Raw genomic sequence first — 21535 nt, 5'->3', positions numbered from 1 at the left:
TTTGAAGCAGATGGATAGCGAAAAGGGCCTGGGCATTCGCCCCTTCCGCTTCTCCCTGCGCTATCTCCGGGGCATGGTCCCACGTTGAATTATTCACGGTCTGACATAGGAGATTTCGACGGCGCATGCCGTTCAAATGGCGATCGTGCGGCCTCGGCATTGGGGTTTCACCGCATCAGCCCGATGAGGGGGCCCCGGGCGAACGCCGTTTGTCCTGGCAGGCTTCCAATTAAAACAGGGAGATGAATATGAGTTCGGTTCACATGACGTCGGCGTCTGTCGAAGGCCGCCATTACGCGCGCGCCGCGGTCGTCCGCCCCGCATCGCGCAACTTCGACATCGAAGCCGTCAGTCTCGACGAGCCGCGCGAGGACGAGGTGCTCGTTCGTATTGTTGCGACGGGGCTGTGCCACACCGACCTGATCGCTCGCGATGAAGTCTATCCCGTCCCTCAGCCTATCGTCCTTGGTCACGAGGGCGCGGGGGTAGTCGAAAAGGTTGGCGCGCGCGTCACCCACGTCGAACCTGGCGACCATGTCGTTCTCACCTTCATGAGCTGTGGGGAATGCCCGGCCTGCAAGCAGCAGTCGCCGGCCTATTGCCACCAATTGTTCGGCTTGTGCTTTGGTGGCGCGCGATCCGATGGAAGCAGCGCCATCCGCGACGCGAGAGGGGAGGCGCTGCACGGTCATTTCTTCGGCCAGTCCTCCTTCGCGACGCGCGCGATCGCCCATCGCCGTAATGTGGTAAAAGTGCGCCGTGATGCGCCGCTCGAACTGCTCGGCCCGCTCGGTTGCGGTCTGCAGACCGGCGCGGGCGCGATCCTGAACGTCTTCCGCCCGAAGCAAGGGCAAAGCGTGGCCGTGTTCGGAGCCGGCGCAGTGGGGCTGAGCGCCGTCATGGCGGCGCGGCACGTCGGTGCCGCACCGATCATCGTCGTCGACGTCGTGCCCGACCGGTTGCAGCTCGCAAGCGCGCTGGGCGCCGACCTCGCGATTGATGCGCGCGAGGGGAATGTCGTCGAACAGATTCGGGCCGCTTCGGGCGGGGGGGTGGATTTCTCGCTCGAAGCGACGGGGATTGCAGCGGTGCTGCGCCAGGCGATCGACGCGCTCGGCCAGCGGGGCGTTTGCGGGATCGTCGGCGCGACCGCGCCGGCGGAGGAAGCGAGCTTCAACATTGCCGATCTGATGATCGGTGGCAAGACGATCCGGGGCATCGTCGAAGGCGACAGCGTCCCGGACCAACTTATTCCGCGGCTCGTCGATCTCTATCTGGCGGGCGAGTTTCCGATCGATCGATTGGTCCGAACCTATTCCTTTGATGCGATCGATCAGGCGGTCGCCGATGCCGAGAGTGGCGCGGTGATCAAGCCCATCCTCCTGATGGCGTGAGCGCGCCTGCATAGGCAAAGGAGGCGGTGTCGCGCTTCCGGCCGGGGCTGCGTCGCCAATACGAGATCCTCTCGGCGCCTGTCTGGCGTGGCAGTGGCGAATGCGGCCGGGAGATCGGATTGGCGACAATCTTGCGCATCAATCGAACCATGGTCCGGCGAACGGATCGCCGAGCAGGCGCCGCGCGCGTTTTACGAGGCGCTGGACACGCGATCGGTAGGAGGGGCTTTCGGCCCGCCAGCGATGCGGGGCGATCGCCCCGCGGAACAATCTTCGCGCGATTTCCTGCTGATTGGCTCCTGCGACGACCGCATCGGCGACGCGAAGTTCGAGGATCCAGTGCGCCGCCTTGCTTTCCTTCGGCATCATCGATCGCGGCAAACCGCCGTTCTGCGCGAGTACGACAAATTGGCGAAGCGCCGCCTGCTTGGGCTTTGCCGATTGCAGCCCGCTGATCCGGTGTTCGATGAGGACCGGTCCGCCCAGCAGGGTTCCATCGAACAGGTCGAGACGGATCGCCCAGCGCCCGTCGCTCATCAACCAGTGCTCGTGTCGATCGGCATCGATCTCCACCGAGAGCAAGACATCGTGCTTCGGCCTTGGCAGCATGCGGAGAACTGACATGAATGAAATCAGACTACCGAAACTGCCCGATCGGACCACCGTCAAGCTTACTATTGCCGTGTCGCCGGACCTGAAAAGCGCTTTGGATGCCTATGCCAAATTCTACACCGCAACCTATCAGGAAGAGGAAGCTGTTGTGGACCTGATTCCTGCAATGCTCACGCAGTTCCTTTCGAGCGATCGCGGGTTCGCGAGATCCCGCGGGCAAAAGCGAGAGTAGTCATCGTGGATGATCAGCGGCGATTGGTATCGGAACGAGGCGGTCCTGATCTGTGTGGCGTCGAGACCGGTGCACAAGAACGGGCGTCGCCATTTTATGCTAATGCCGAGGCGGCGAGATTCCTGCGCCTTTCGCCCCGAACCCTCGAAAAGATGCGGGTAGTAGGCGGCGGGCCGCCGTTTCGAAAATTTGGACGTCGGGTCCTCTACACGCTCGCCGATCTGGAGGATTGGGCGGCGCGCCGCACATGCGACTCAACGTCTGATCCGGCCTGGAAAGCGCCGCCGATCAGTCGTTGATAAAAGCCTGCATTCCGCTCTGGAAATCTCCGGGAGGCTCGCCTATAGGCTCCGCACTGTCGATCAGTGCCCGTCCAAGCGTGCAGATCGGCATGCGGGCGTGGTGAAATTGGTAGACGCGCGGGATTCAAAATCCCGTTCCTTAATCGGAGTGTCGGTTCGAGCCCGACCGCCCGCACCATCAGGTTCCGATAACCTCGCCGACCACGACCACATAGATCGTGCCACGAACGCGGCAACCACAAAAGTCGTGACCCTAGGCGTCGCGAAACCCGTCGGCATCATAGCCGCGGTCGGCCAGCATCCATCGCGCTTTGGGTTGACTGTCGAGCAACGCTGCGGCGCAGCTGTAATCGCTGATCTGCCCGGCCGTCGTGAAAAAGCTGATCGGACGACCACTCGCATCGGTCACAGCATGCAGCTTGGTGTTTATGCCGCCCTTCGTCCGACCGATCAGGCGTCCCGGGACCCTTTATTCCCGCAGGCTGGAGGCCGTGTGGTGCGGCTTGAGATAGGTCGCGTCGATCATGATCGTCTCGCGATCGGGAGCCTTAGGGGCAGCCAGGTCTTCAATCATGCGGATGAAGATGCCTTTGTCGCTTCGCCGCTTCCAGCGATTGTAGAGCGTCTTCGCCGGGCCATAGTCCCTCGGCACTTCGCGCCATCTCAGCCCATTGCGGTTGACGAAGATCATCCCGCTCAAACCCGCCGGTCGTCGACCCGCTCGCGGCCATGGCTCTTCGGAAAATAGGGCTGAAGACGCGCCATCTGCTCGTCCGTCAGCCAAAACAGAACGCTCATCCGTAAGGCTCCTCACCGCGAGCCCGAATGACAGCCGTCACATCAAATCAATAGGTAAGGATCCTAGGTTTCGTGTCTTAATCGAGGAAGATTGAGCACAATCCAAGTGCCCTCCCGCTTCTCCACGAGTTCTTGCTCCTTGAAATAGGTGATCTCGCGCTGGACGCTTTGCCGGGTTACGTCGAAAATGCTGGCAATGTCGGACTGGGTAAAGGGGAAGTCGAGCTCGATGGGAGTTGACGAGGTTGTCCCCACGCACCGTTCAGCAAAGTCGGCAAACATATTTGCGATCTGAAAGCGGAGCCGCGTGGTCGCGCGCATTTCGCGGGCGGCGAACTGCCAGCTTATGGCGTCGGCGAACTTACGGCACAGGGCTTCAGGAATTGCGCTGTGGCTGTGATAAAGCTGCCAAAAATCGCGCTCATGTAGTGCACGGATGCGGCTGGGGACCATGGCGATCGACGTATGATTATAGGGTCGCCGCGAAATTATCGCGGTTTCGGCGTAGCAGTTCCCTGGAACATAGATGGTGATCAGCGTCTCGCTGCCATCCTCATGCAGACCGCTCAGACGCACGTAGCCGGAAACAACCTGGAATATGCGCGTCGCATCTCGGCCCGCCTCCGCTATGACGTCTCCTGCCGCGACGTCGAACTCGATCATACGCGCAAGGACTTCGACCCGCACGGCATCCGGCAGATTCCCGATCCAGTTCTCATGGGAGAATATTCGCTGCATCTTGCGTTGTTCTTTTTGCCTCCCTGCGTTTCACGTAGCACCAAATTTCAGTCGACCATGTAACATAGGTGTCATGCCTCACCGAGCGCCGCGATGCACAAGGCGCCTCGAATCGGGATCGGCCGAAGCCGACCTAAATGAGGGAGACGAACAGATGGCATCGACGAAGATCAATCTACTACGCGCGTCGAGCGCACTGCTGCTTACGATGGCTAGCCCGGTATTCGCGCAGCAAGGGCAGGATGCGCCGCCACCGGATGTCGGGGCCAACGACGCATCCGGAATCGAAGAGATCATCGTCACCGCAAGGCGCCGCGAGGAGTCCCTGCAAAGCGCTCCGATCACGGTGACGGCCTTCACTGGCGAGCAACTTGCGGCCAAGGGCATCACCGATTTCAGCCGACTGGCCCAGGCGACTCCCGGCATCAATTTCGACGCCTTTCCGAAGGCCGCCCCGCGCCCATTCTTCCGCGGCGTCGGCAGCAGCAATCAAGGCGCCGGCGGCGACCCCTCGTCTGTCGCGTTCCTCGATGGCGTCTATCTGGGTCGCGCAGCGATGCTCGGCATAGATTTTTACGACATGGAACGGGTCGAGGTTCTCAAGGGTCCGCAAGGAACGCTCTGGGGCAAGAATGTCGTGGCGGGTTCGGTCAATTTCGTGACCGCCAAACCCGTCGATATTGCCGAAGCGAACGCACAGCTGACCTTTGGCGAATATGGGCAGATGAACGGCAACCTGATGCTCAACGCGCCCATCACCGAAGGTCTCGCCGCCCGCCTGACGCTTGGCGCCGTCACCAACGACGGCTTCCGTCGCACCTTCGATGGTCGCGCGCTCGACGATGAGAATAAGCTCAGCGCCCGGCTACACGTGCGTGCCGACCTCGGACCCGACACCTGGCTGCTTCTGACGGGCGATATCGCCAACCAGGACCTCTCCGACAGCTCGCGCTATAATGTCATCATCAAACCTTTCACGCCGGGCGAGGGCTACGAGGATTACGACAAGCCGCGCCGGGTCAATCCCGACCGGTTGGGCTTCACCAAGTCGCGCACCGGCGGGGCGCGCGCCGAATTGTCCACCGACGTCCTCGGTTTCGCCAACTGGACCACCGTTGCGGCTTGGCGCATGCTCGACTATGATTTTTCGAACGACCTCGACGGCACCGACCCCGCCTCCAACGCGGCCAACGGTTTGCCGGTGAGCGGAATCCAGCTGCTGGCGAAAGAGCACGCCGACTCTTACTCGGTCGAAAGCCGTCTTTCTTCGCTTCACGAAGGGCCATTCAGCTGGGTTGCCGGTATTTTCTATAACCGCGATGAAGTGTCTCGCGAACGCGAGAACCAGCTGTCGGCGACGCCTACAACAGTCAATCGATTCTTCGGCCGTTCGGTCAATAACAGCTATGCCGTGTTCGGTGAGGCGCAGTATAAGTTCGATTTCGGACTGCGGCTGTTTGCGGGCGGCCGCTTTACACAGGAAAAGAAGAGATATGGCGCGCGGCGCCTGCAAGGTCCGCTCGTTGCGCCCGCAATCTCCTACGACACTGGCGACATGCCGGGCGTCTTCGACAAGGGCGTATTCACCTACCGCGTCGGCGCCGACTTCCGCTTCAGCGATAATGTCTTCGCTTTCGGCACCGTGTCGACGGGGTTCAAGTCGGGGGCGTTCCAGGAGCAGCCCGGATCGGCGGCGCTCGCTCGCGCCCCGACCGACCCCGAACGGCTGACCAACTATGAGATCGGACTCAAGACCGACTGGCTCAACCGCAAGCTGCGCGCCAACATATCGGCCTTCTGGATGGATTACAGGGATTTCCAGACAATCAAGTCCGTCCCCGACGCCACCCAGGGCCCGGTCGGCACCCGCGTGACGGTCGATTCCGCCGACGCGACGATCAAGGGCGTCGAAACCGAGTTTATCGTTGAGCCCGTCGACTGGTTCGACGCGACGGTGCGCTACACCTATCTCCACCCCTATTTCACGCGCTTCATCCAGACGGCAGGCTTCGATGCCGCCGGAAATCCTTCCTTCGTCGACGGCGCGGGCAACCGGATGAGCCGGTCGCCGAAACATGCGGTGACCGCCACGGCCGGATTGCAGTCGCCGCGCGATGCCTCGTGGGGCTGGCTGCGGGCCGAAGTGACAATGGATTATCAGAGTGACGTGTTCGAAAACAACGTCAACGATTTCAAAGAATATCGCAAACCACGCACGCTCTGGGATGCAAGCCTCACCTACCATCTCGACGACCGCTATTCGGTCCAAGTCTGGGGACATAATTTGACCGACAAGGAATATCGCATCTGGCAGACCAATGGCGGAACATATCAATATGTCCAATATGGCGCGCCTCGGCAGTTCGGCGTGACCCTTCGCGCGAAGTTCATGTGATGGCGATGGAACGCGCAGCGACATGCAAGATCCTCGTCCCGTCGGGCGTGCTGGGATCGGGCTGCCCCGAGGACGCGCTCGAACGGGGTATTTCGCTTGGGCCCGATTGCATCGCGATCGACGGTGGATCGACCGATTCAGGCCCATATTATCTGGGTACCGGCACGTCGAAAATGACGCGGCGAGCTACCAAGCAGGACCTGCGCCAGTTGATGCTGGCGCGCGATCGGCTCCAGATCCCTTTGCTGGTGGGGTCGTGCGGGACCTGTGGCAGCGACTCGGGCGTCGACTGGATGGCCGACATCGCACGCGAGATCGCACGGGAGGAGGGACTGACCGCACGCCTCGCGCTTGTCTACTCGCAGCAGAACACCGAAGACCTCTTGCCGCTTCTGGATGCGGGGAAGGTGACCCCGCTGGAACCGGCGCTGCCGCTAACTCCCGAGCGGTTACTCGAATGCGACCATGTCGTCGGTCTTCTCGGCTATGAACCGCTGGCGGACGCGATTGCGGCGGGCGCCGATATTGTCCTGTCGGGCCGGACGACCGATACTGCCGTGCTTGCGGCGGTGCCGCTGATGCGCGGTTTTCCGGCGGGCGCCTCATGGCATGCGGCGAAGACGGCCGAATGCGGCGGCCTCTGCACGGTGCAGACGCGACTGGGCGGGGTGATGCTGACGATCGACGCCGAGGGTTTCGATATCGAGCCCTTGCACGCCGAAAATCAGTGTACGCCCTACACAGTCTCGGCGCATCTGCTGTATGAGAACAGTGACCCCTTCCGTCTCAAGGAGCCCGGCGTCGTTCTCGACGCAAGCGATGCGCAATATGACGCGATTGATGAACGCGTTGTGCGGGTGACCGGCTCGCGCGCCAAGGCCATGCCGTACACCGTCAAGTTGGAGGGTTCGGGCGGGACCGGGTATCGGACGATGGTTTTCAGCGCGGTGGCGGACCCAAAATTACTCGCGCGCGTCGACGAGTGGCTCGGCAACCTCGAGTCCTATCTGCGCGCCGGAATTGCGTCGGTGCTGGAGATCGATGCGCGGGATTATGATCTCGAGTTCCGGGCCTATGGTCACAACGCACTAAACCCGGCCCCCTCTCTCGCTGTACCGAACGAGGTGGGGCTCATGACCCTTGTGTCCGCAACTACGCAAGAACTCGCGACCGAAATCGCCCGATATTGCAACCCTATCTTGCTCCATTTTCCGTTGAACCATGACGATCCGATGCCGAGTTTCGCTTTTCCTTTCTCGCCGGCCGAGGTCGAATTGGGCCGCCAGTATGAATTTAAACTCAATCATGTCGTGCAGCTCGACCGGCCGGATCAGCTGTCGCGGACGCTGATCAAAACGATCGGGGAGACGACCATTGCCTAAACTCGGCGAAATCGCGAAATATGTCCGTTCGAAGAACGCGGGGCCTTTCTGGGTCACGATCGATATTTTCTCTTCCGATGCCGACTCCTTCGAACGCATCACGCGCGCGCCGCAACTGACGCCGAGGGCGATCGCGCAGCTATATGGCGTCTCTGAGAATGAGATCAGGCAGTTCCGGGTGCCGACGCTTCACGTGCTCAAGATAAGTTTCCCGCGCCCGACGGCACAAGGCTCGCCTCGCGACGCCGATTCGCACGCGGGCCAGTATTTCGTGCCGCTTCTCGCCGTCGAGATCGACTAGGAGCTTCTTCGTGTCACCAGCTATTCTGGGCTTTTCGATGGTGACCGTCTTCATGATCCTCGTGATGACGAGGCGCATGGCAGCGGTTCCGGCGCTGATCTTCGTTCCATTGATATTCTCCATTCTCGCCGGTCATGGCCCGGACACGGGACGAATGATGATGGAGGGTGTCACGCAGGTCTCGACGACTGCTGTGATGCTGATTTTTGCCATCCTCTATTTTGGAACCATGATCGACGCCGGCCTGTTCCAGCCCCTCGTCAATCGAATCGTGACCTGGGTCGGCAATGATCCGGTACGCGCAACGGTCGGGCATGCAACCCTTGCCAGTGCGGTCGGGCTCGATGGCGACGGGACGACGACGTCATTGGTCAGCGTCTCCTCGATGCTACCTGTCTACAAAAGGCTCGGCATCGATGTGATGGTGTTTGCTGTTGTTGGCAGCCTTACCTTCATCATCATGAACCTCAGTCCGTGGGGCGGACCCGCCGCACGTGTCGCGGCATCGCTTCACATCGACCCATCGGCCCTCTTTGTCCCGATGCTTCCCGTCGCGGCCACGGGGCTCGCATTTGTGTTCCTGCTAGCTTGGTGGTTCGGACGCCGCGAGCGGACGCGTATCGGGCATGTCGGCCCGGCAACCACGGCCTCGCTCGACGACCAAATCGATGCAGCCAGAATTGCGGAGATCTTCCAGGCGGACCCGGCCGCTCTCCGTCCGCACCTTGTTTGGTTTAACCTCACGCTGACCTTGGCGCTCATGGCGACGATTGTGGCGCGGCTCGCTCCGCTTCCGGTTCTGTTCATGGGCGGCCTGGCCGCGGCCTTGATCGTCAACTATCCGAAACTCGCCGATCAGCGCGCCCGGCTGACCGCGCATTCGGGCAACGCGCTCAGCGTCGGCGTCATGGTCCTCGCGGCGGGCGCCTTCACCGGCGTTATGGCTGGTACGGGAATGATCGACGGCATGGCGAAATCGATCCTGGCCGTTCTGCCTCCAGCCGTTGGCCCTTATCTCGCGGTCATAACGGCATTCATTTCGATCCCGATGAACTTTTTTCTCTCCAGCGATGCCTTTTATTTTGGAGTGGTGCCCGTTCTCGCCGAAACGGCTGGTCATTACGGCATATCCCCCGAAGAGATTGGGCGCGCTTCCTTGCTGGGCCAGCCCGTCCACTCGCTAAGTCCGCTGGTGGCGGCCGTATATCTGAATTGCGCCCTGCTCGGGATCGAGCTTGGCGATTTGCAGCGCTTCGCCTGGAAATATGCTTTGATGCTCTGTTTTGTACTGATTGGGGCTGCTCTTCTTTTCGGTGTCATTCCGTTGGCCGCATAAATAATCCGACGAGGCTCGTAGTGCGCCCGGCCATCGGGTGATGGCGCCGTTCGAGCAGGTATCGATCGGATCGCAGAAAAGACGCCCGCCCGATCGAAACCGGGCGGGCGTCAGATGATAATCGCCGTTTTCCTGAAAGGAAGAGCTCTTATGGGGCCCCCGTCAGGCGAGTTCCATCTCGACGCGACCCGCGACGGCGGGGGCCGGATGGGGCTCCACCCTGATTGTTACATGGCCGCCAAGCTTTGCGATCGCATCAAGCAGCTTATCCGTGGACATGCCGGCGATTTTGCCACTGTAGAGTTTTGACAGTCGCGGTTGTGGAATCCCCACGAGTCGGCTGAACGCAACTTGGCTGAGATCCCGTTCCTGCTGAAGACGATGAAGGACGCCGACGAGTTCGGCCTTATGTGTGAGTCGGTCGGCCGTGACGGAATCGAATCCCAAATCCTCGAAGACGTTACCGCTGCTCTCTTCAAAATCGATATTGCTCATGACTTTTTCCCGTTTCGCTGAGCGTGAAGCGCTCTTGCATCCTTCAGCCGGCGCTCGATAAGATCGATATCGGTCCGCGGCGTGGAAATTCCGCTCTTCGACTTCTTCTGGAAGCAATGCAGCACGTAAATCGCACCCTCTAACTCGACTGTAAAAACGGCCCGGTACGTGTCACCGTCATGGTCCTCCGAAAGCTGCGTAGCGCCCTTGCTCTTTCCCTTAAGCGGCTTTGCCTGCTCAAGTTGTCGGCCTTCCTGAGCACCGTGAAGCGCACCGCCAAAGTCTTTTCGGACGCCTTCCGGCATCGCGATCAGGTCGCTTCGGCTACTGCCCATCCAGATAATTGGCTTCTTGCTTTGCATGTGCGTCTATATCAAATCTGATCTAATTGTCAAGGTCGCTGCAAGATCATATCGCTTCGTCTCGATCGTGCTGATCCGGGCATTCTCAGCTTTTCGGCCCATTCGACGAGTTCATCGACCGCATAGTAAATTCGCCGTCCAAATCTGCGCAGACGCGGACCATGGCCGGTTTTGCGATAGTTGAACAAACAGTGCCGGGTCACGGTGAGGAAGCGCGCGGCAGCCACACTGTCAAGAAGGTCGGGCGCGCCGCGATGTGCGGCGAACAAGTCAAATGCGCCGCTCACAGCCTCATTTTGTCCGGATGCTTCGTTCCACGCGCGCAAGTCTGCCTCCGCGTAGCGCACCCACCGCCCAAATTTGTAATAGGCCGGACCGTCGCCGAGATTGCGATAGCAGGCCAGCGTGTGACGCCGGACATCGAGAAACTGCGCGGCCAGCGAGGGATCGACCAGAGGCAGGGGTTCGATCGTTTCGACAAAGAGAAATGGGCGCGCGCGGTCTTCACCGGTCATTGGCGGCTCTCCTGAGCATGGCGGTGCCGTTTGTCTCAAGGCCGTACAACCTTACCGCCAGCAGGAATAGTCTCCCAAGGTTTGGCACTAGGAGGGGAGGGCGCGCGTCCTCTCGCCCGAATGATTCCAGCCCGGCGGTCCGCGACAATTTCGGCGGCAGCCCTGACCTGATCGTCCTCGACATGGACGTAACGCATGAACATCGTCACCGTCTTATGCGCGGTGAGGGTCATCCCGACCTTTAACGGAATGCCCGAGTTGGCGATATCCGTGGCGGCTCGATGGCGAATGCCGTGGGTACCGATATGGGCAATGCCGCACGCCGCGAGAATGCGCTTCCATGCTTCCCAATAGCTGTGTTTGCTCATCGCCACGCTCGGCTTGGTAACGGCAGGGATCACATAAGGGGAACCGTGGAACCGCGGCGCATTCCACAGCAGGTCATAGGCCTCGTTGCTGAGCGGCTTCGACATGCCGCCGGTCTTGCTGTCGGGCCAGACCACGCGCCGCTCGTCGAACTCGATCCAATCCCATTGGAGCTGGGTGATTTCGGACATGCGCGCCGCGAACGCGAACTGGAGCCGGATCGCAAGCGTATAGGTGGGGTGCTCGAGACCCTCGGCGTCGGCACGATCGAGATAGTCGTAGAGCTTGGCTAGCTCGGGATTCTTGATCAGTCTCGTGCGCTTGCCCTCGGGATATCTCGGCACGAGGCGGCAAGGGTTCGTCCCCTCGGCGCGGTGGCCCCAAAGCTCGGCGCAATTGAACATCTTCTTGAGCAAGGAAAGGACGTGGTTCGCCGACGCCGGAATATGGGCCATATCGCTCATCAGCCGCGCGACCTCGGTGCGGGTCAGGTCGGCGGCTTTTTGCTTGCCGATCCGCGGGACGACATGGTTCTTGATATAGCCGCGATTACCTTTGACCGTGCTCGGCTTGTTGAACGGGATCGAATGGCGTTCGATATACTCCTCGCACAGCTCCTTGATTGTCGGATTGTCGCGAGCCTTGTGCTTGTCGAGTGATGGGTCCTTGCCCTCGCGGACCTCCGCCAGCCATTTTTGCGCAATGCCTCGTGCCTGCTCGACGGTCAGCTCGCCGAACAGGCCGATCGAGGGCTTGCGTCGCTCGCCCCCGAATGTGCGATACTGAAGCATGAAAGTTTTGCGGCCGCTCCGGCCAATCTTGCAAAGAAAGCCGGGCGTGAGAACATCGCGAATTTCATAATCGCGGTCTTGGCGTTTCGCGGTCTCGACGATCTTCTTCGTCAGCTTTAGAACGGGCATGCTTCGGCTCCGGAAGCCGACTTGTCCTTACTTTCCAGGAGCCACATAGGAGCCAGGCGAAAGAAAAGTCGGGCGTAGGCAATCTAACACCGGAGTATAATAAAGCTCGATAGGTCTTTGAGAAGCAGACGTTTATCCAACTCCGGCGTACTCCAGCGAAGTTGGTCGTAGCATCAATTTCGACGCTCAAAATGCGGTTCCGCAAGGAGTGCTGGTTCGAGTCCGGCCAGGGGCACCAATATGCTTGGCGGTGAGGCGCTGCGGCACGAATGGCGGCGCGCCGTCACCTCAATTTCAGGCGCGCGTCGCCAGCCATCTGCCCGCGGCGAGCGCCAGAAAGCCGACGACCAGCCCCCAGAAGGCCGACCCCAGCCCGAACAGCGTCAGCCCCGATCCGGTGGCAAGGAAGGTCAGGATCGCGGGGTCGCGGTCGGACTTTGCCGCCATCATCAATTCCATCGCGCCGAGCAGCGCGGGGATCAGCGCAACCCCCGTCAGCGCCGCGATGGCCGTCGGCGGCAGCGCGAGAAAGAGGCGCACGAGCAGCGGTGAGAAGATGGCAAGCAGCAGATAGAAGCCCGCGTAGAGCATGCCGACGGTCCACCGTTTCGCGCGGTCGGGATGCGCCTCTTCGGCGGTGCAGATCGCCGCGGTGATCGCCGCGAGGTTGAGGCCGTGCGCGCCGAAGGGCGCTGCGGCGAGCCAGGCGAGGGCGCTGCCGACGATCAGCGGGCGCGGCGGCGGCGCATAACCCGCGCCGCGCAGCACGACGAGGCCGGGCAGGTTCTGCGATACCAACGTCACGAGGAACAGCGGCACACCGACGCTGAGGATCGCGCGCGCGTCGAAGGCGGGAACCACGGGCATGAGCGTGCCGAGGGTCGCGCCCGGCGGCAGCGGCCCGATATCGCCGCGCAGCAGCGTGAGCGCCATGCCCGCCGCGAGCGCGAGGAGAAGGGCATAGAGCGGGAGCCGCGCACGCGCGACGACAAAGACCGCGACGAGCGTGGCGACGAGCAACGGATCGGCCGCGCCGAGGCCGAACAGTTTGAGGCAAAAGGGCAGGAGTACGCCTGCGAGCATCGCCGACGCGATTGACGCCGGGATGCGCTCGGCGAGCCGTCCGAGCAGCGGCACGATGCCGAGCAGGATCATCATCAGCGCCGCGGACAGGAAGATGCCGATCGCGACGGACCACGACAGGCCGGGTGCCGCCGCGGCGAGCAAGGCCGCGCCGGGGGTCGACCAGGCGAGCACCACGGGCATACGCAGCCGCCACGAGAGCGCCGCACCCGCGATCGCGATGCCGAGGCACAGCGCGGTGACCGCCGACCCCGTCTGGTCGCCTGACGCGCCCAGGTTGCGCATCGCCTGGACGACTAGCGCGATCGTCCCGCCAAAGCCGACCAGCGCGGCGATCAGCGCCGAGGACCAGGCCGGGACAGGGGGCAGGCTACGCAGCATCGTTTCGTGTTCTCTGGTCTGTCGGGGTGCTTCAGGCCGATGCCGGCGCGGCATTGTCGCGGTCGGGGGCGAGCTGGCGGCTGTAGAGCCAGCCGATGCCGATCAGGCTGAAACCGAGCGCGACGAAAGAGCCGATCCGCGCCAGCCCTTCGAGCCCTGAGGCGTCGAACAGGAAGACCTTGCCCGCCGCGCCGATCATCAGCACCAGCGACGCGATGCGCCAGTCGTGGCGCTTGGCCCGGATGCCCCACAAGAGGAAGCCGAGCGCCAGCGCGAGGAGCAGGATCGACCGCAGGATATTTTCCGCATCGGTAACACCCGGCTGCGCGAGCAGCGATCCGTGGAAGATCTGGCGGAGCGTCGCCCATGCAAAGCCAGCCACGAGCAGCATCGTCGCGATCTGGATTGCGCGATCGAGCTGTGCCGGCGCCTTGGCGAACAGCGCCGGCATCCGCGTTAGTCCCAGCCACGGCAGCACGAACAGCGGGACGAGCAGGTTGATGAGCGGCCAGCCGCCGACCGTCTGCGCCGACCACAGGGGATTGTGCAGGATGAGGCCATAGAAGAGCGCGTGCGCGGTGCCTGCGACGATCAGCGGACGGGCGATGCCGGTTATCCCGCGCATCATCGCGAACCAGCCGGCGCCGATCAGCAACGCTTCCCAGATCAGCCGCTGAAGGATGCCCGTCGTGACGAAGTTCCCGCCCGCCGCTGCGGAGAAGCCGAGGCGATAGAGCGAATGGACGGCGATGCCTCCGACTATGGTAGCGAGGCTGAGCGCGGCGATCCATAGCCAGCGGGGGAGCGCATCGCGAACCAGCCAGACGGGTATCGCGAACAGCAATGCTGGAAGCAGCAGGCGCAGCAGTAACGGCTCGATCGCGAGCAATGCGGTGTCCAATTGCATCGGGACACCAACGAGCGACAGCGATGCTTTCGTCGACCAGATGGCAATCGGCAGCGCCGCCCAGGCCAGGCTGAGCGCGGCGAGACTGGCCCCCGCGCCGTCGACGCGGCTGAAGGCGACGCGACGCGCGGCAAGAAGCATCGCCGCCCCGCCCAGCGCCGGGACGAGCATCAGCGCGTTCGCCGGCAAGGCCTGCGCGAAGGCGCCGTAAGCGAACAATGCCGCGCCAATCTGGCCGAGCCGGCGCACAATGAGGCCTTCGCCGCGAACCGCGAACAGCAGCGCAGCGGCGGCAAGGCTACCCCAGCGGATTATCGCCATGCCGTCGGCGCTACCCGCACCCTCGGCCAGCCGCGGCAGTTCGATCAAGGCGCGTGGCGTTGCGACCAGCGCAATCAACGCGGCGCCGACGAAACCTGCCGCAACGCGTTCGATGCGCGGATCGAGCGCGGCCTTCCCCAAGAAGAGCAGCAAGGCCGCGACGGCAGCGACGCCAAGCGGCGCCAGCCACGCGGGAATGACGAGGAGAATGGCGAGCGCGAGGAGCGCGCCCGCGGTCGCCGCGAGCCATGCGACACGGCCGTCGCTTGCCCGCCCCTCGACCTTCCAGCCGCGCACGATACCGGTCGCGGCGAGCAGCGCGCCGCCCATGGCTATCAAGGCGAGCGCGCCATCGGCGATGCCCCAGAAATGCCATTTCGTCAGCGGAGCGGCGGCGAGCGCGATCGCGCAAAGTTCGAGTGCCGGACGCAGCATTTTTGGGACGGCCCACAACCGCATGAGGAGCGGGAGGGCGTGAATGATCAGTAGTGACAGTCCGATCAGGCCGAACCAGAAGGGGGTGGGTTCGGGCCAGGCAACCAGCAGCGCCAGCGAGAGCAGCAGGCTGATTGCCGGAACGATCGCGAAGCCGCGCTCGCGCCATGCGAGCCATTGCCCCGCGGCGGCGATCAGGACGAACAGACCCCAGTGGAGCGGCACGAAGCCGCCATAGCCGACGAGCAGCGCCAGCTGAAGCGCGCCGACAATCGCGGAGGCAGCGCGCAGCAGCGTCGAGCGCGGCCCGTCGAACGCCATCATCGGCAGCGCGATCGCGAGGAGAAGGACGAAGCCGCCGATCGAGAGCGCCGCGACGACATCGAGCGCCGCGCTCGCGAGGACCATCCACAGGCCCCAGCCGATCCCGCCGATCAGCGCCGCGAGCGCGAGCCACGGCCAGCGCCGCGCGCGCGCGACGCCCGCGAGCCCGGCGATCGTCAGCGCCAGATAGACCGCGAGCAGCGGCACATTGGGCTCGACCGCCCCGACCATCGCGGGCGCCGCCAGCCCGCCCGCAAGGCCGAGCAGCGCGCTGGGCGGGCCGAACCGGAGCGACAGGCCGAGCGCCGCGGCGGTGACGAGCGCGAGCGCGAGGAAGGCGAGCAGCGGCCCGATCAGCTGATAGACGTTCGCCGCGACCATGATCGCGGCATAGAGCGTCGCGATGCCCGCGCCTGAAAGCGCTTGGGGCACGCGGACGTCGCGCAATTTTTCCTCGTTGCGCCAGGCATATTCGGCGCCGCCGATCAACGCGAAGCCGAACAACAGCCCGGCGACGATCTGGACGCCGGGCGTGAAGATACGCGCAAAGAAGCCGGCATCGATCGCATAGCGAACGATCAATACGCCAGCGATCGCGAGCGTGAGCCCACCGGCCCAGATCGGCAGCGTCTTTCCGAACAGATTCTCGAACCGCGACGCGAGACTGACGGGCGGCCCGGCCGGAGCGGGCGCCTTTGTCGGTTTCGAAGGCGCTGTGGCAGGTGAGGGCTGTGGGCTGATGGCGTCAATCGTCTCGACTGGATCAGCCGATAGGGCGGCGGGCGGTGTTGCATCGGCGGCGACGGCGGGCTTGTCCTGCACCGGCACGGCCGCTTCCACGATCTTCGAAGCATCCGCGTCGCCGGTCACAGCCGGTCCCGCCCCGCGCTGCAGCGCGCCGATCCGCCTGGCCGCCTCCAGCAGCGTCGCCTCGGCGCGCTTCAACCGGCCGCGGGTGTCCATCAACAGAATGAACAGGATGATGATGGCCAGAAACGCGAGGAAGTCGAACACGTTGATCCCTTCAGCCTGCGTTCCTAGCAGGCAGCGGAAGCAATTTCGATCAGTTTGGCAGGAGAAAGATTTGGCGCAATAACATTAGGCCCGGCGGCACATCGGGTATAAGAAGCGATAGAGGAAAACCCTGGGGAGGGCGGATGAAGCCGTTGATTGCTCTGGCCCTGTTCGTGGCATTGTCGCCGGCTGAAAGCGCGGCCTTTCAGAAGCGCGAAAGCCTTGCGGGCGGCAATTCCTATTACAGCCAATGCGTGGCGGGTCCGAAGGATTATAGCGCTTGCATCGGATATTTCATGGGCATCGCCGATGCGCCGGTGATGAACACGGGGAAAACGCCTGAAGAGGCCGTGTACTGCCCGCAGGCCGGCGCGACGTATGAGCAGTATCGCGACGTGTTTCACAAATTCCTTCGCGACAATCCACAGACCAGGCAGTTGTCCACGCACCATCTGTTTCTGATGGCGATGAACGCCTCCTTCCCATGCAAGAGCTCGCCCTATCTCTCGGTCGATCCGAACACGGGCGGTGTGTACATCTCGGTGCCCAAACCGCGATAGGATGGCGCGTCATATTTTCTCCTGACACCCCGTTCCTGACGGGATGTGCAGAGCAGAACAAACCAGACCCTTTGGAACATCATGGCATCGACCCATACAAGGGGAGGTGGTCCGACGCAGCGGAGCATGAAATTTCGTTAGACGTGAAATGCTGGAACAGTGTCGCGGCACTTGGCCCGAGGCGTAGAAGAGTCAGATCGGTCTAATTGGTCTGCAGCCATTCTAAATACCGAAACCGTTTCCGGATCGTATCAGGGCGCGAAGCGGCAGGACTAGCCGATGCGAGCTTCCCCGGATTTCGGTGTGCAGGTGTCGCCATCACGGCCCAGGACGGTTGGCGAGGGGATCGATCTGAGCACTTGGTTCCGGCCCGAAAATCTCCGATCTTCCCTCTACGCGGCTATTGGCGCGGCGGATGAAAGGGCCCGTCGCGCGGAGTCTTGGCCTTCAGGAGACCTGGATCGGATTGGGGCCGATGAGGCGTGCGGCGATATCTTCGTGCGCTTTTGCCGCGTCGGTCAGCGAATAGCGGTGCAAGGGGGGTCGGGATGGAAGGGGTGTTGCATCCTCTGTTTCCCATTTTTCCAGGCTAACCAGCAATCACCGACGTCGAAGGATTGTCACGCGGTCAAAACGCTATTCGCCATGGCAGTGAACAGTGTGGCCACCAGCATGAGCTTTACGGCCGTGGTTCGTCGGTTATCCTCAAAGGCAGTTATCGGGCCACTTATGAAGAAGCCCGGAGATTGGCGGCCGAAACCGGCCGTCGTGGGATAGGGAGGAATTATGGCATTTCGGAAAGCCGCGTTTGCGGCGGTCATGGTCACGACTGCGTTGAACGCGTCGTTGGCATTCGCGCAGGAGGCGGATGACAAGGGGGCAGTGCTCAGCGAAGGGGAGATCGTCGTTACCGCGCAGCGCCGTGAAGAACGGCTGGTCGATGTGCCGATTTCGGTTTCGGCGGTCAGCAGCGCCGCGATCGACCGGGCACAGGTTCGCAACGTATCCGACATCGCGACGATCGTGCCGAACATCCAGATCAACGAAACGATCGGCAACAGCTTCGGCCCGCTGATCACCATCCGCGGCCTGTCGCCTTCGGCCGACACCAGCCTCGCACGCGACCAGCCCGTGGGTCTCTATATCGACGGGGTGCCGATCGGGAAGTCGACTGGCGCGGCTTTCGACACCGTCGATCTGGAACGCGTCGAGGTGCTGCGCGGGCCGCAGGGCACCTTGTATGGCAAGAATACGATCGGCGGCGCGGTCAATCTGATCACGCGCAAGCCGAGCGGTGAATTCGGCGGCCAGTATCTGGCGGGCGCCGGAAGCTGGGGGCAGTTCAATCAGCGGATATCGGTCGATCTGCCCGAAGTGGCGGGTTTTAGCGCCAAGGTGGGCCTGATCACCAAGCTCGATGGCGGCTATTACCGCAATAGCGTGCGCAAGGATAATTTCGGCGAAGAGGAATTGTGGGCGGCGCGCGCCGACCTGTTGTGGCGTCCGTCCGACAGTTTTAGCGCGCTCTATAGCTATGATATTTCGGACAGCAAAGGCACGCCGAACCAGCTTGCCACCACCGCAGTCACCGGATCGGGCGCGACCGCGTTCGTCAACGCGCTGCTCAGGCCCTATGTGGTGAGCGGACGGACGCGCGAGATCGGGGCGCAAAGCGCGCTGCGCAGCGACTATCGCACCAACGGTCACGCGCTGACGCTCGAATGGGAACCCGGTATCGGCGACCTCACGCTCAAATCGATCACCGCGCGCCGGACCGCGATAACCCGGTCGGCGAGTGATTTCGACGGCAGCCCGCTTGATCTGCTGCGCATCGTTCTCGACAATAATTACAAGCAGTTCACGCAGGAATTTCAGGCGATCGGGACCGTCGGCGATTTCAAATATACGCTCGGCGCCTTCTATCTCGACGACGAGTATGACGTGTTCAATCCGCGCTGGAACTTCCAGTTCGGCGGCAACGCCTTCGACATCAGCGAACGCGGTGGCCGTTCGAAATCCTATGCCGGCTATGGCCAGCTTGCATGGACGCCGCGCGCGCTCGACGAGAAGCTGACGGCGTCGGTCGGGCTTCGCTACACGCGGGAATCGAAGCACGCCTATGAGCTGCTGCTGTCCAATTCGGCCTATCGCGCCAATCCGGCGGCGCCCGGTTCGGGCGTGTTCCTGCGCGATGCGAACGGCAATCCGATCACCCGCAGCGGCGGCCCGGCGGCGGGCGCACGGCCGGGGGCAGGCGGGATCGGCTATACCGACCTCAGCCCGCTCGAAAATTCGGGGGTGTGGAAGCGATTCAATCCCGAATTCAACATCCTCTATAAATTCCAGCCTGATTTTTCAGTCTATGGACGCGTGGCGACGGGCTTCAAGAGCGGGGGCATCAACGATACCGCCGCGACCAACGCCGCCTTCATGACCTCCTATAATCCGGAAAAGCTGACGTCGTTCGAATTGGGTATGAAATATGGCGGCTTCGGCAACCTGCTCAATCTGAACGCCGCGGTTTATCATTCGATCTACAAGGATTTTCAGGCCGGGGTGCTCGTCCCTGCGCTGGTGACCACCAACATCATCAACGCAGGCAAGGCGAAGTTCACCGGCGTCGAGGTCGAGGGAACGCTGCGCCCCGTCGAAGGGCTGAGCTTCAACTTCGGCGGCGGCTATGTCGACGCGCGCTACACCGATTTCATCCTGCCCGACGGCACCGACGTCACCAAAACCTATGTGCTCTCGCGCGTGCCCAAGTGGAACTACCAGATCGGTGGGCTTTATCGCCACGATGCCGGTGTTGGACGACTGGAAGCGAGCCTCAACTACAGCTGGCGCAGCAGCCAGTTCTCGTCGATCACGCCGGATACGCTGGCGAAGATGCCGTCCTATGGCTTGCTCGACGGGCGCATCGCGCTCACCCAGATCGAACTTGGCGGCGGCACGACGCTCGAGGTCGCGGCGTGGGGCAAGAATCTGACCGACAAGGAATATCTGGTCAGCGCGATCAACCTCGGCGTCCTCACGCTCGGTCAATATGGCGATCCGCGCAGTTTCGGCGGCGAAGTTCGTATCCGCTTCTGATCGCGGCGAAGCCGAGATGTCCGTGGTATTGGACCCGCCGCGCACCGGGTCGCGGTGGGTCCTGCCCTTTCTCGGGGCAGTGACTTTCCTCACCGCGATCGGCAATATCGGGCTGGTGTCGGTCATGCCGACGATCGGCCGGTTGTTGCACATTCCCGATTTTCTGGTCGCGGGCATTTTTTCGCTCTCGGCGCTGACCTGGGCGATCAGCGCGCCCTTCTGGGTGTCGCGGATCGAGCGCAAGGGGCCGAATCCCTATATTCGCGCGGGGCTCGTGGGCTTCGTTGTGTCTATGGGCGGCTGCGCACTGTCGGTCGAACTGGGCCTGCTGGGGCTGCTGACGCCTTTCGCAGCCTTCCTGCTCTTTTCGATCTTGCGATCGACCTATGGTTTGCTCGGTTCGGCGGCCGCCACCGCGACGCAGGCACTGATCGCGGCCCAGACCGTCGGCGCGGCGCGGACGCGAGCGATCACGACGCTGGCCGGGGCGCTGAGCCTCGGCACCATCGTCGGGCCGGCGATCGCGCCCGCGATGATCGTCGAGCCGTTGGGGCCGCTAGGGCCGATGCTGGGCTTTGCGATATTTGGCGTGATCGCTTTGGCCGGGGCCTTCCTCTTTCTTCCACGGGCCTCGTCCGGGGTGGCGCCGGTGCCCGGCGGTGCGCCGAACATCTCGCTCATGCAGGTATGGCGGCGCAAGGGGATCGGGCCTTATCTGAGCTTCGGGCTGCTGCTCTGTTCGGCGCAGGCGATCAACCTTTACACCATCGGCTTCGTGATCATCGACCGCATGGCCGACGATCCGTTGGCGGCGCAGCGGACGATCGGCATCGCGATGACCGCCGCCGCGATGGCCGCGCTGCTCGGCCAATGGGGCTTCGTCCGGCTGTTTTCACCGTCACCTCTCGCGATGATGCGGATCGGCACCGGCTTTGCCTTTGCCGGCAATCTCCTGGCCATATCCCATGATGGGGTGCACGCCGCCGCGCTGGGCTTTGTCCTTGCGAGCTTCGGCTACGGCCTCGCGCGTCCGGGGTTCAGCGCGGCGGCATCGCTTGCGGGCTCGACCGGGGATCAGGTCGCGATCGCCTCTGCCATCACCTTCATCGCCGGGGCATCGATCACCCTGCCGCCCGTTATCGCCTCCGCCGCCTATCAGTGGTGGCGCCCGGCGCCATTTGCGATCGCTGCGCTGATCGGGGCCGCGTTGCTGCTGAGCCATCTGCTGCCCGTTCTGGCCCGGCATATTGTCCACAGCGAGCGATAGATCGT

At 62.7% G+C, this 21535-nt stretch carries 18 protein-coding genes, 1 tRNA gene and 1 pseudogene; 11 read left to right on the top strand and 9 right to left on the bottom strand.

Going from position 1 to position 21535, the window contains the following annotated elements; genetic code table 11:
- Positions 1 to 248 precede the first annotated feature (248 nt).
- Positions 249 to 1394 (top strand): NAD(P)-dependent alcohol dehydrogenase, encoded by a 1146-nt coding sequence (locus ASD73_RS01240; protein WP_235534051.1) that lies wholly within the window; start codon positions 249 to 251, stop codon positions 1392 to 1394.
- 138 nt (positions 1395 to 1532) lie between these two features.
- Here ASD73_RS01240 and ASD73_RS01235 read toward each other — a convergent pair whose 3' ends face one another.
- A complete protein-coding gene (locus ASD73_RS01235; protein WP_082521280.1) occupies positions 1533 to 2018 on the bottom strand; it encodes a DNA -binding domain-containing protein in 486 nt (161 codons plus the stop codon).
- Between ASD73_RS01235 and ASD73_RS01230 the strand changes: the two genes are divergently transcribed.
- From ASD73_RS01230 to ASD73_RS01225, 3 genes are all read left to right on the top strand, one after another.
- Positions 2017 to 2238: a DUF2274 domain-containing protein gene (locus ASD73_RS01230; RefSeq protein WP_056370468.1), complete on the top strand. Its 222-nt coding sequence runs from the start codon at positions 2017 to 2019 to the stop codon at positions 2236 to 2238. The two genes, ASD73_RS01235 and ASD73_RS01230, sit on opposite strands and share 2 nt — an antisense overlap.
- 5 nt (positions 2239 to 2243) lie before the next feature.
- Positions 2244 to 2537 carry a helix-turn-helix domain-containing protein gene (locus ASD73_RS22090; protein ID WP_443027938.1) on the top strand — a complete coding sequence of 98 codons (294 nt, stop codon included), beginning with the start codon at positions 2244 to 2246 and terminating at the stop codon, positions 2535 to 2537.
- Between the two features lie 94 nt (positions 2538 to 2631).
- A tRNA-Leu gene (locus tag ASD73_RS01225) sits at positions 2632 to 2718 on the top strand.
- A 78-nt stretch (positions 2719 to 2796) separates the two neighbouring features.
- Here ASD73_RS01225 and ASD73_RS22085 read toward each other — a convergent pair.
- Both ASD73_RS22085 and ASD73_RS22655 read right to left on the bottom strand, forming a co-directional pair.
- Positions 2797 to 3338: pseudogene (locus tag ASD73_RS22085) on the bottom strand (IS5 family transposase); the annotation flags it as partial.
- Positions 3339 to 3401: 63 nt separating this feature from the next.
- Positions 3402 to 4076: a Crp/Fnr family transcriptional regulator gene (locus ASD73_RS22655; protein ID WP_056375896.1), complete on the bottom strand. Its 675-nt coding sequence runs from the start codon at positions 4074 to 4076 to the stop codon at positions 3402 to 3404.
- A gap of 154 nt (positions 4077 to 4230) precedes the next feature.
- On the opposite strand from ASD73_RS22655, the gene ASD73_RS01205 reads away from it, so the two are divergent.
- The 4 genes from ASD73_RS01205 to ASD73_RS01190 all read left to right on the top strand — a co-directional run bounded on the left by ASD73_RS01205 (position 4231) and on the right by ASD73_RS01190 (position 9490).
- Positions 4231 to 6471, top strand: coding sequence for a TonB-dependent receptor (locus ASD73_RS01205; RefSeq protein ID WP_056369853.1), 2241 nt, complete (start codon positions 4231 to 4233; stop codon positions 6469 to 6471).
- Between the two features lie 293 nt (positions 6472 to 6764).
- Positions 6765 to 7853: an acyclic terpene utilization AtuA family protein gene (locus tag ASD73_RS01200; RefSeq protein WP_200934856.1), complete on the top strand. Its 1089-nt coding sequence runs from the start codon at positions 6765 to 6767 to the stop codon at positions 7851 to 7853.
- A complete protein-coding gene (locus ASD73_RS01195) occupies positions 7846 to 8154 on the top strand; it encodes a DUF4387 domain-containing protein (protein ID WP_056369856.1) in 309 nt (102 codons plus the stop codon). Before ASD73_RS01200 ends, ASD73_RS01195 begins: the two co-directional genes overlap by 8 nt.
- Positions 8155 to 8164: 10 nt before the next feature.
- The gene (locus ASD73_RS01190) at positions 8165 to 9490 is read left to right on the top strand and encodes a CitMHS family transporter (protein WP_082521278.1); all 1326 of its coding nucleotides are present in this window, start codon (positions 8165 to 8167) and stop codon (positions 9488 to 9490) included.
- A gap of 162 nt (positions 9491 to 9652) precedes the next feature.
- Here ASD73_RS01190 and ASD73_RS01185 read toward each other — a convergent pair whose 3' ends face one another.
- The 6 genes from ASD73_RS01185 to ASD73_RS01160 all read right to left on the bottom strand — a co-directional run bounded on the left by ASD73_RS01185 (position 9653) and on the right by ASD73_RS01160 (position 16613).
- Positions 9653 to 9985, bottom strand: a complete 333-nt coding sequence (locus ASD73_RS01185) for a helix-turn-helix domain-containing protein (RefSeq protein WP_056375894.1) — start codon at positions 9983 to 9985, stop codon at positions 9653 to 9655.
- The gene (locus tag ASD73_RS01180; RefSeq protein ID WP_056369863.1) at positions 9982 to 10347 is read right to left on the bottom strand and encodes a type II toxin-antitoxin system RelE/ParE family toxin; all 366 of its coding nucleotides are present in this window, start codon (positions 10345 to 10347) and stop codon (positions 9982 to 9984) included. The genes ASD73_RS01185 and ASD73_RS01180 overlap by 4 nt, the downstream gene beginning before the upstream one ends.
- A 29-nt stretch (positions 10348 to 10376) precedes the next feature.
- Positions 10377 to 10862 carry a helix-turn-helix domain-containing protein gene (locus ASD73_RS22965; RefSeq protein ID WP_056369865.1) on the bottom strand — a complete coding sequence of 162 codons (486 nt, stop codon included), beginning with the start codon at positions 10860 to 10862 and terminating at the stop codon, positions 10377 to 10379.
- 35 nt (positions 10863 to 10897) lie between these two features.
- Positions 10898 to 12148, bottom strand: coding sequence for a tyrosine-type recombinase/integrase (locus ASD73_RS01170; RefSeq protein WP_056369867.1), 1251 nt, complete (start codon positions 12146 to 12148; stop codon positions 10898 to 10900).
- 294 nt (positions 12149 to 12442) lie between these two features.
- Complete coding sequence (locus ASD73_RS01165; RefSeq protein ID WP_056369869.1) at positions 12443 to 13612, bottom strand: benzoate/H(+) symporter BenE family transporter; 1170 nt, start codon at positions 13610 to 13612, stop codon at positions 12443 to 12445.
- Between the two features lie 31 nt (positions 13613 to 13643).
- Entirely contained in the window at positions 13644 to 16613 is a 2970-nt protein-coding gene (locus tag ASD73_RS01160) for a DUF2339 domain-containing protein (protein WP_056369871.1), read from the bottom strand.
- 143 nt (positions 16614 to 16756) lie between these two features.
- Here ASD73_RS01160 and ASD73_RS01155 point away from each other — a divergent pair, with 143 nt between their 5' ends.
- The 3 genes from ASD73_RS01155 (at position 16757) to ASD73_RS01145 (ending at position 21530) form a co-directional block, all read left to right on the top strand.
- Positions 16757 to 17173 carry a Rap1a/Tai family immunity protein gene (locus ASD73_RS01155; RefSeq protein ID WP_056369872.1) on the top strand — a complete coding sequence of 139 codons (417 nt, stop codon included), beginning with the start codon at positions 16757 to 16759 and terminating at the stop codon, positions 17171 to 17173.
- Positions 17174 to 17959: 786 nt separating this feature from the next.
- Entirely contained in the window at positions 17960 to 20263 is a 2304-nt protein-coding gene (locus ASD73_RS01150) for a TonB-dependent receptor (protein ID WP_235534050.1), read from the top strand.
- A gap of 16 nt (positions 20264 to 20279) precedes the next feature.
- Positions 20280 to 21530 carry an MFS transporter gene (locus tag ASD73_RS01145; RefSeq protein ID WP_056370473.1) on the top strand — a complete coding sequence of 417 codons (1251 nt, stop codon included), beginning with the start codon at positions 20280 to 20282 and terminating at the stop codon, positions 21528 to 21530.
- The last annotated feature ends 5 nt before the right edge of the window (positions 21531 to 21535 follow it).

Origin of the sequence: Sphingopyxis sp. Root154 (assembly GCF_001427105.1) — a bacterium.
Taxonomy (GTDB): domain Bacteria; phylum Pseudomonadota; class Alphaproteobacteria; order Sphingomonadales; family Sphingomonadaceae; genus Sphingopyxis.
Note: the sequence above shows the minus strand (reverse complement) of the source record. Positions and strands in the feature narration are given on the sequence as shown.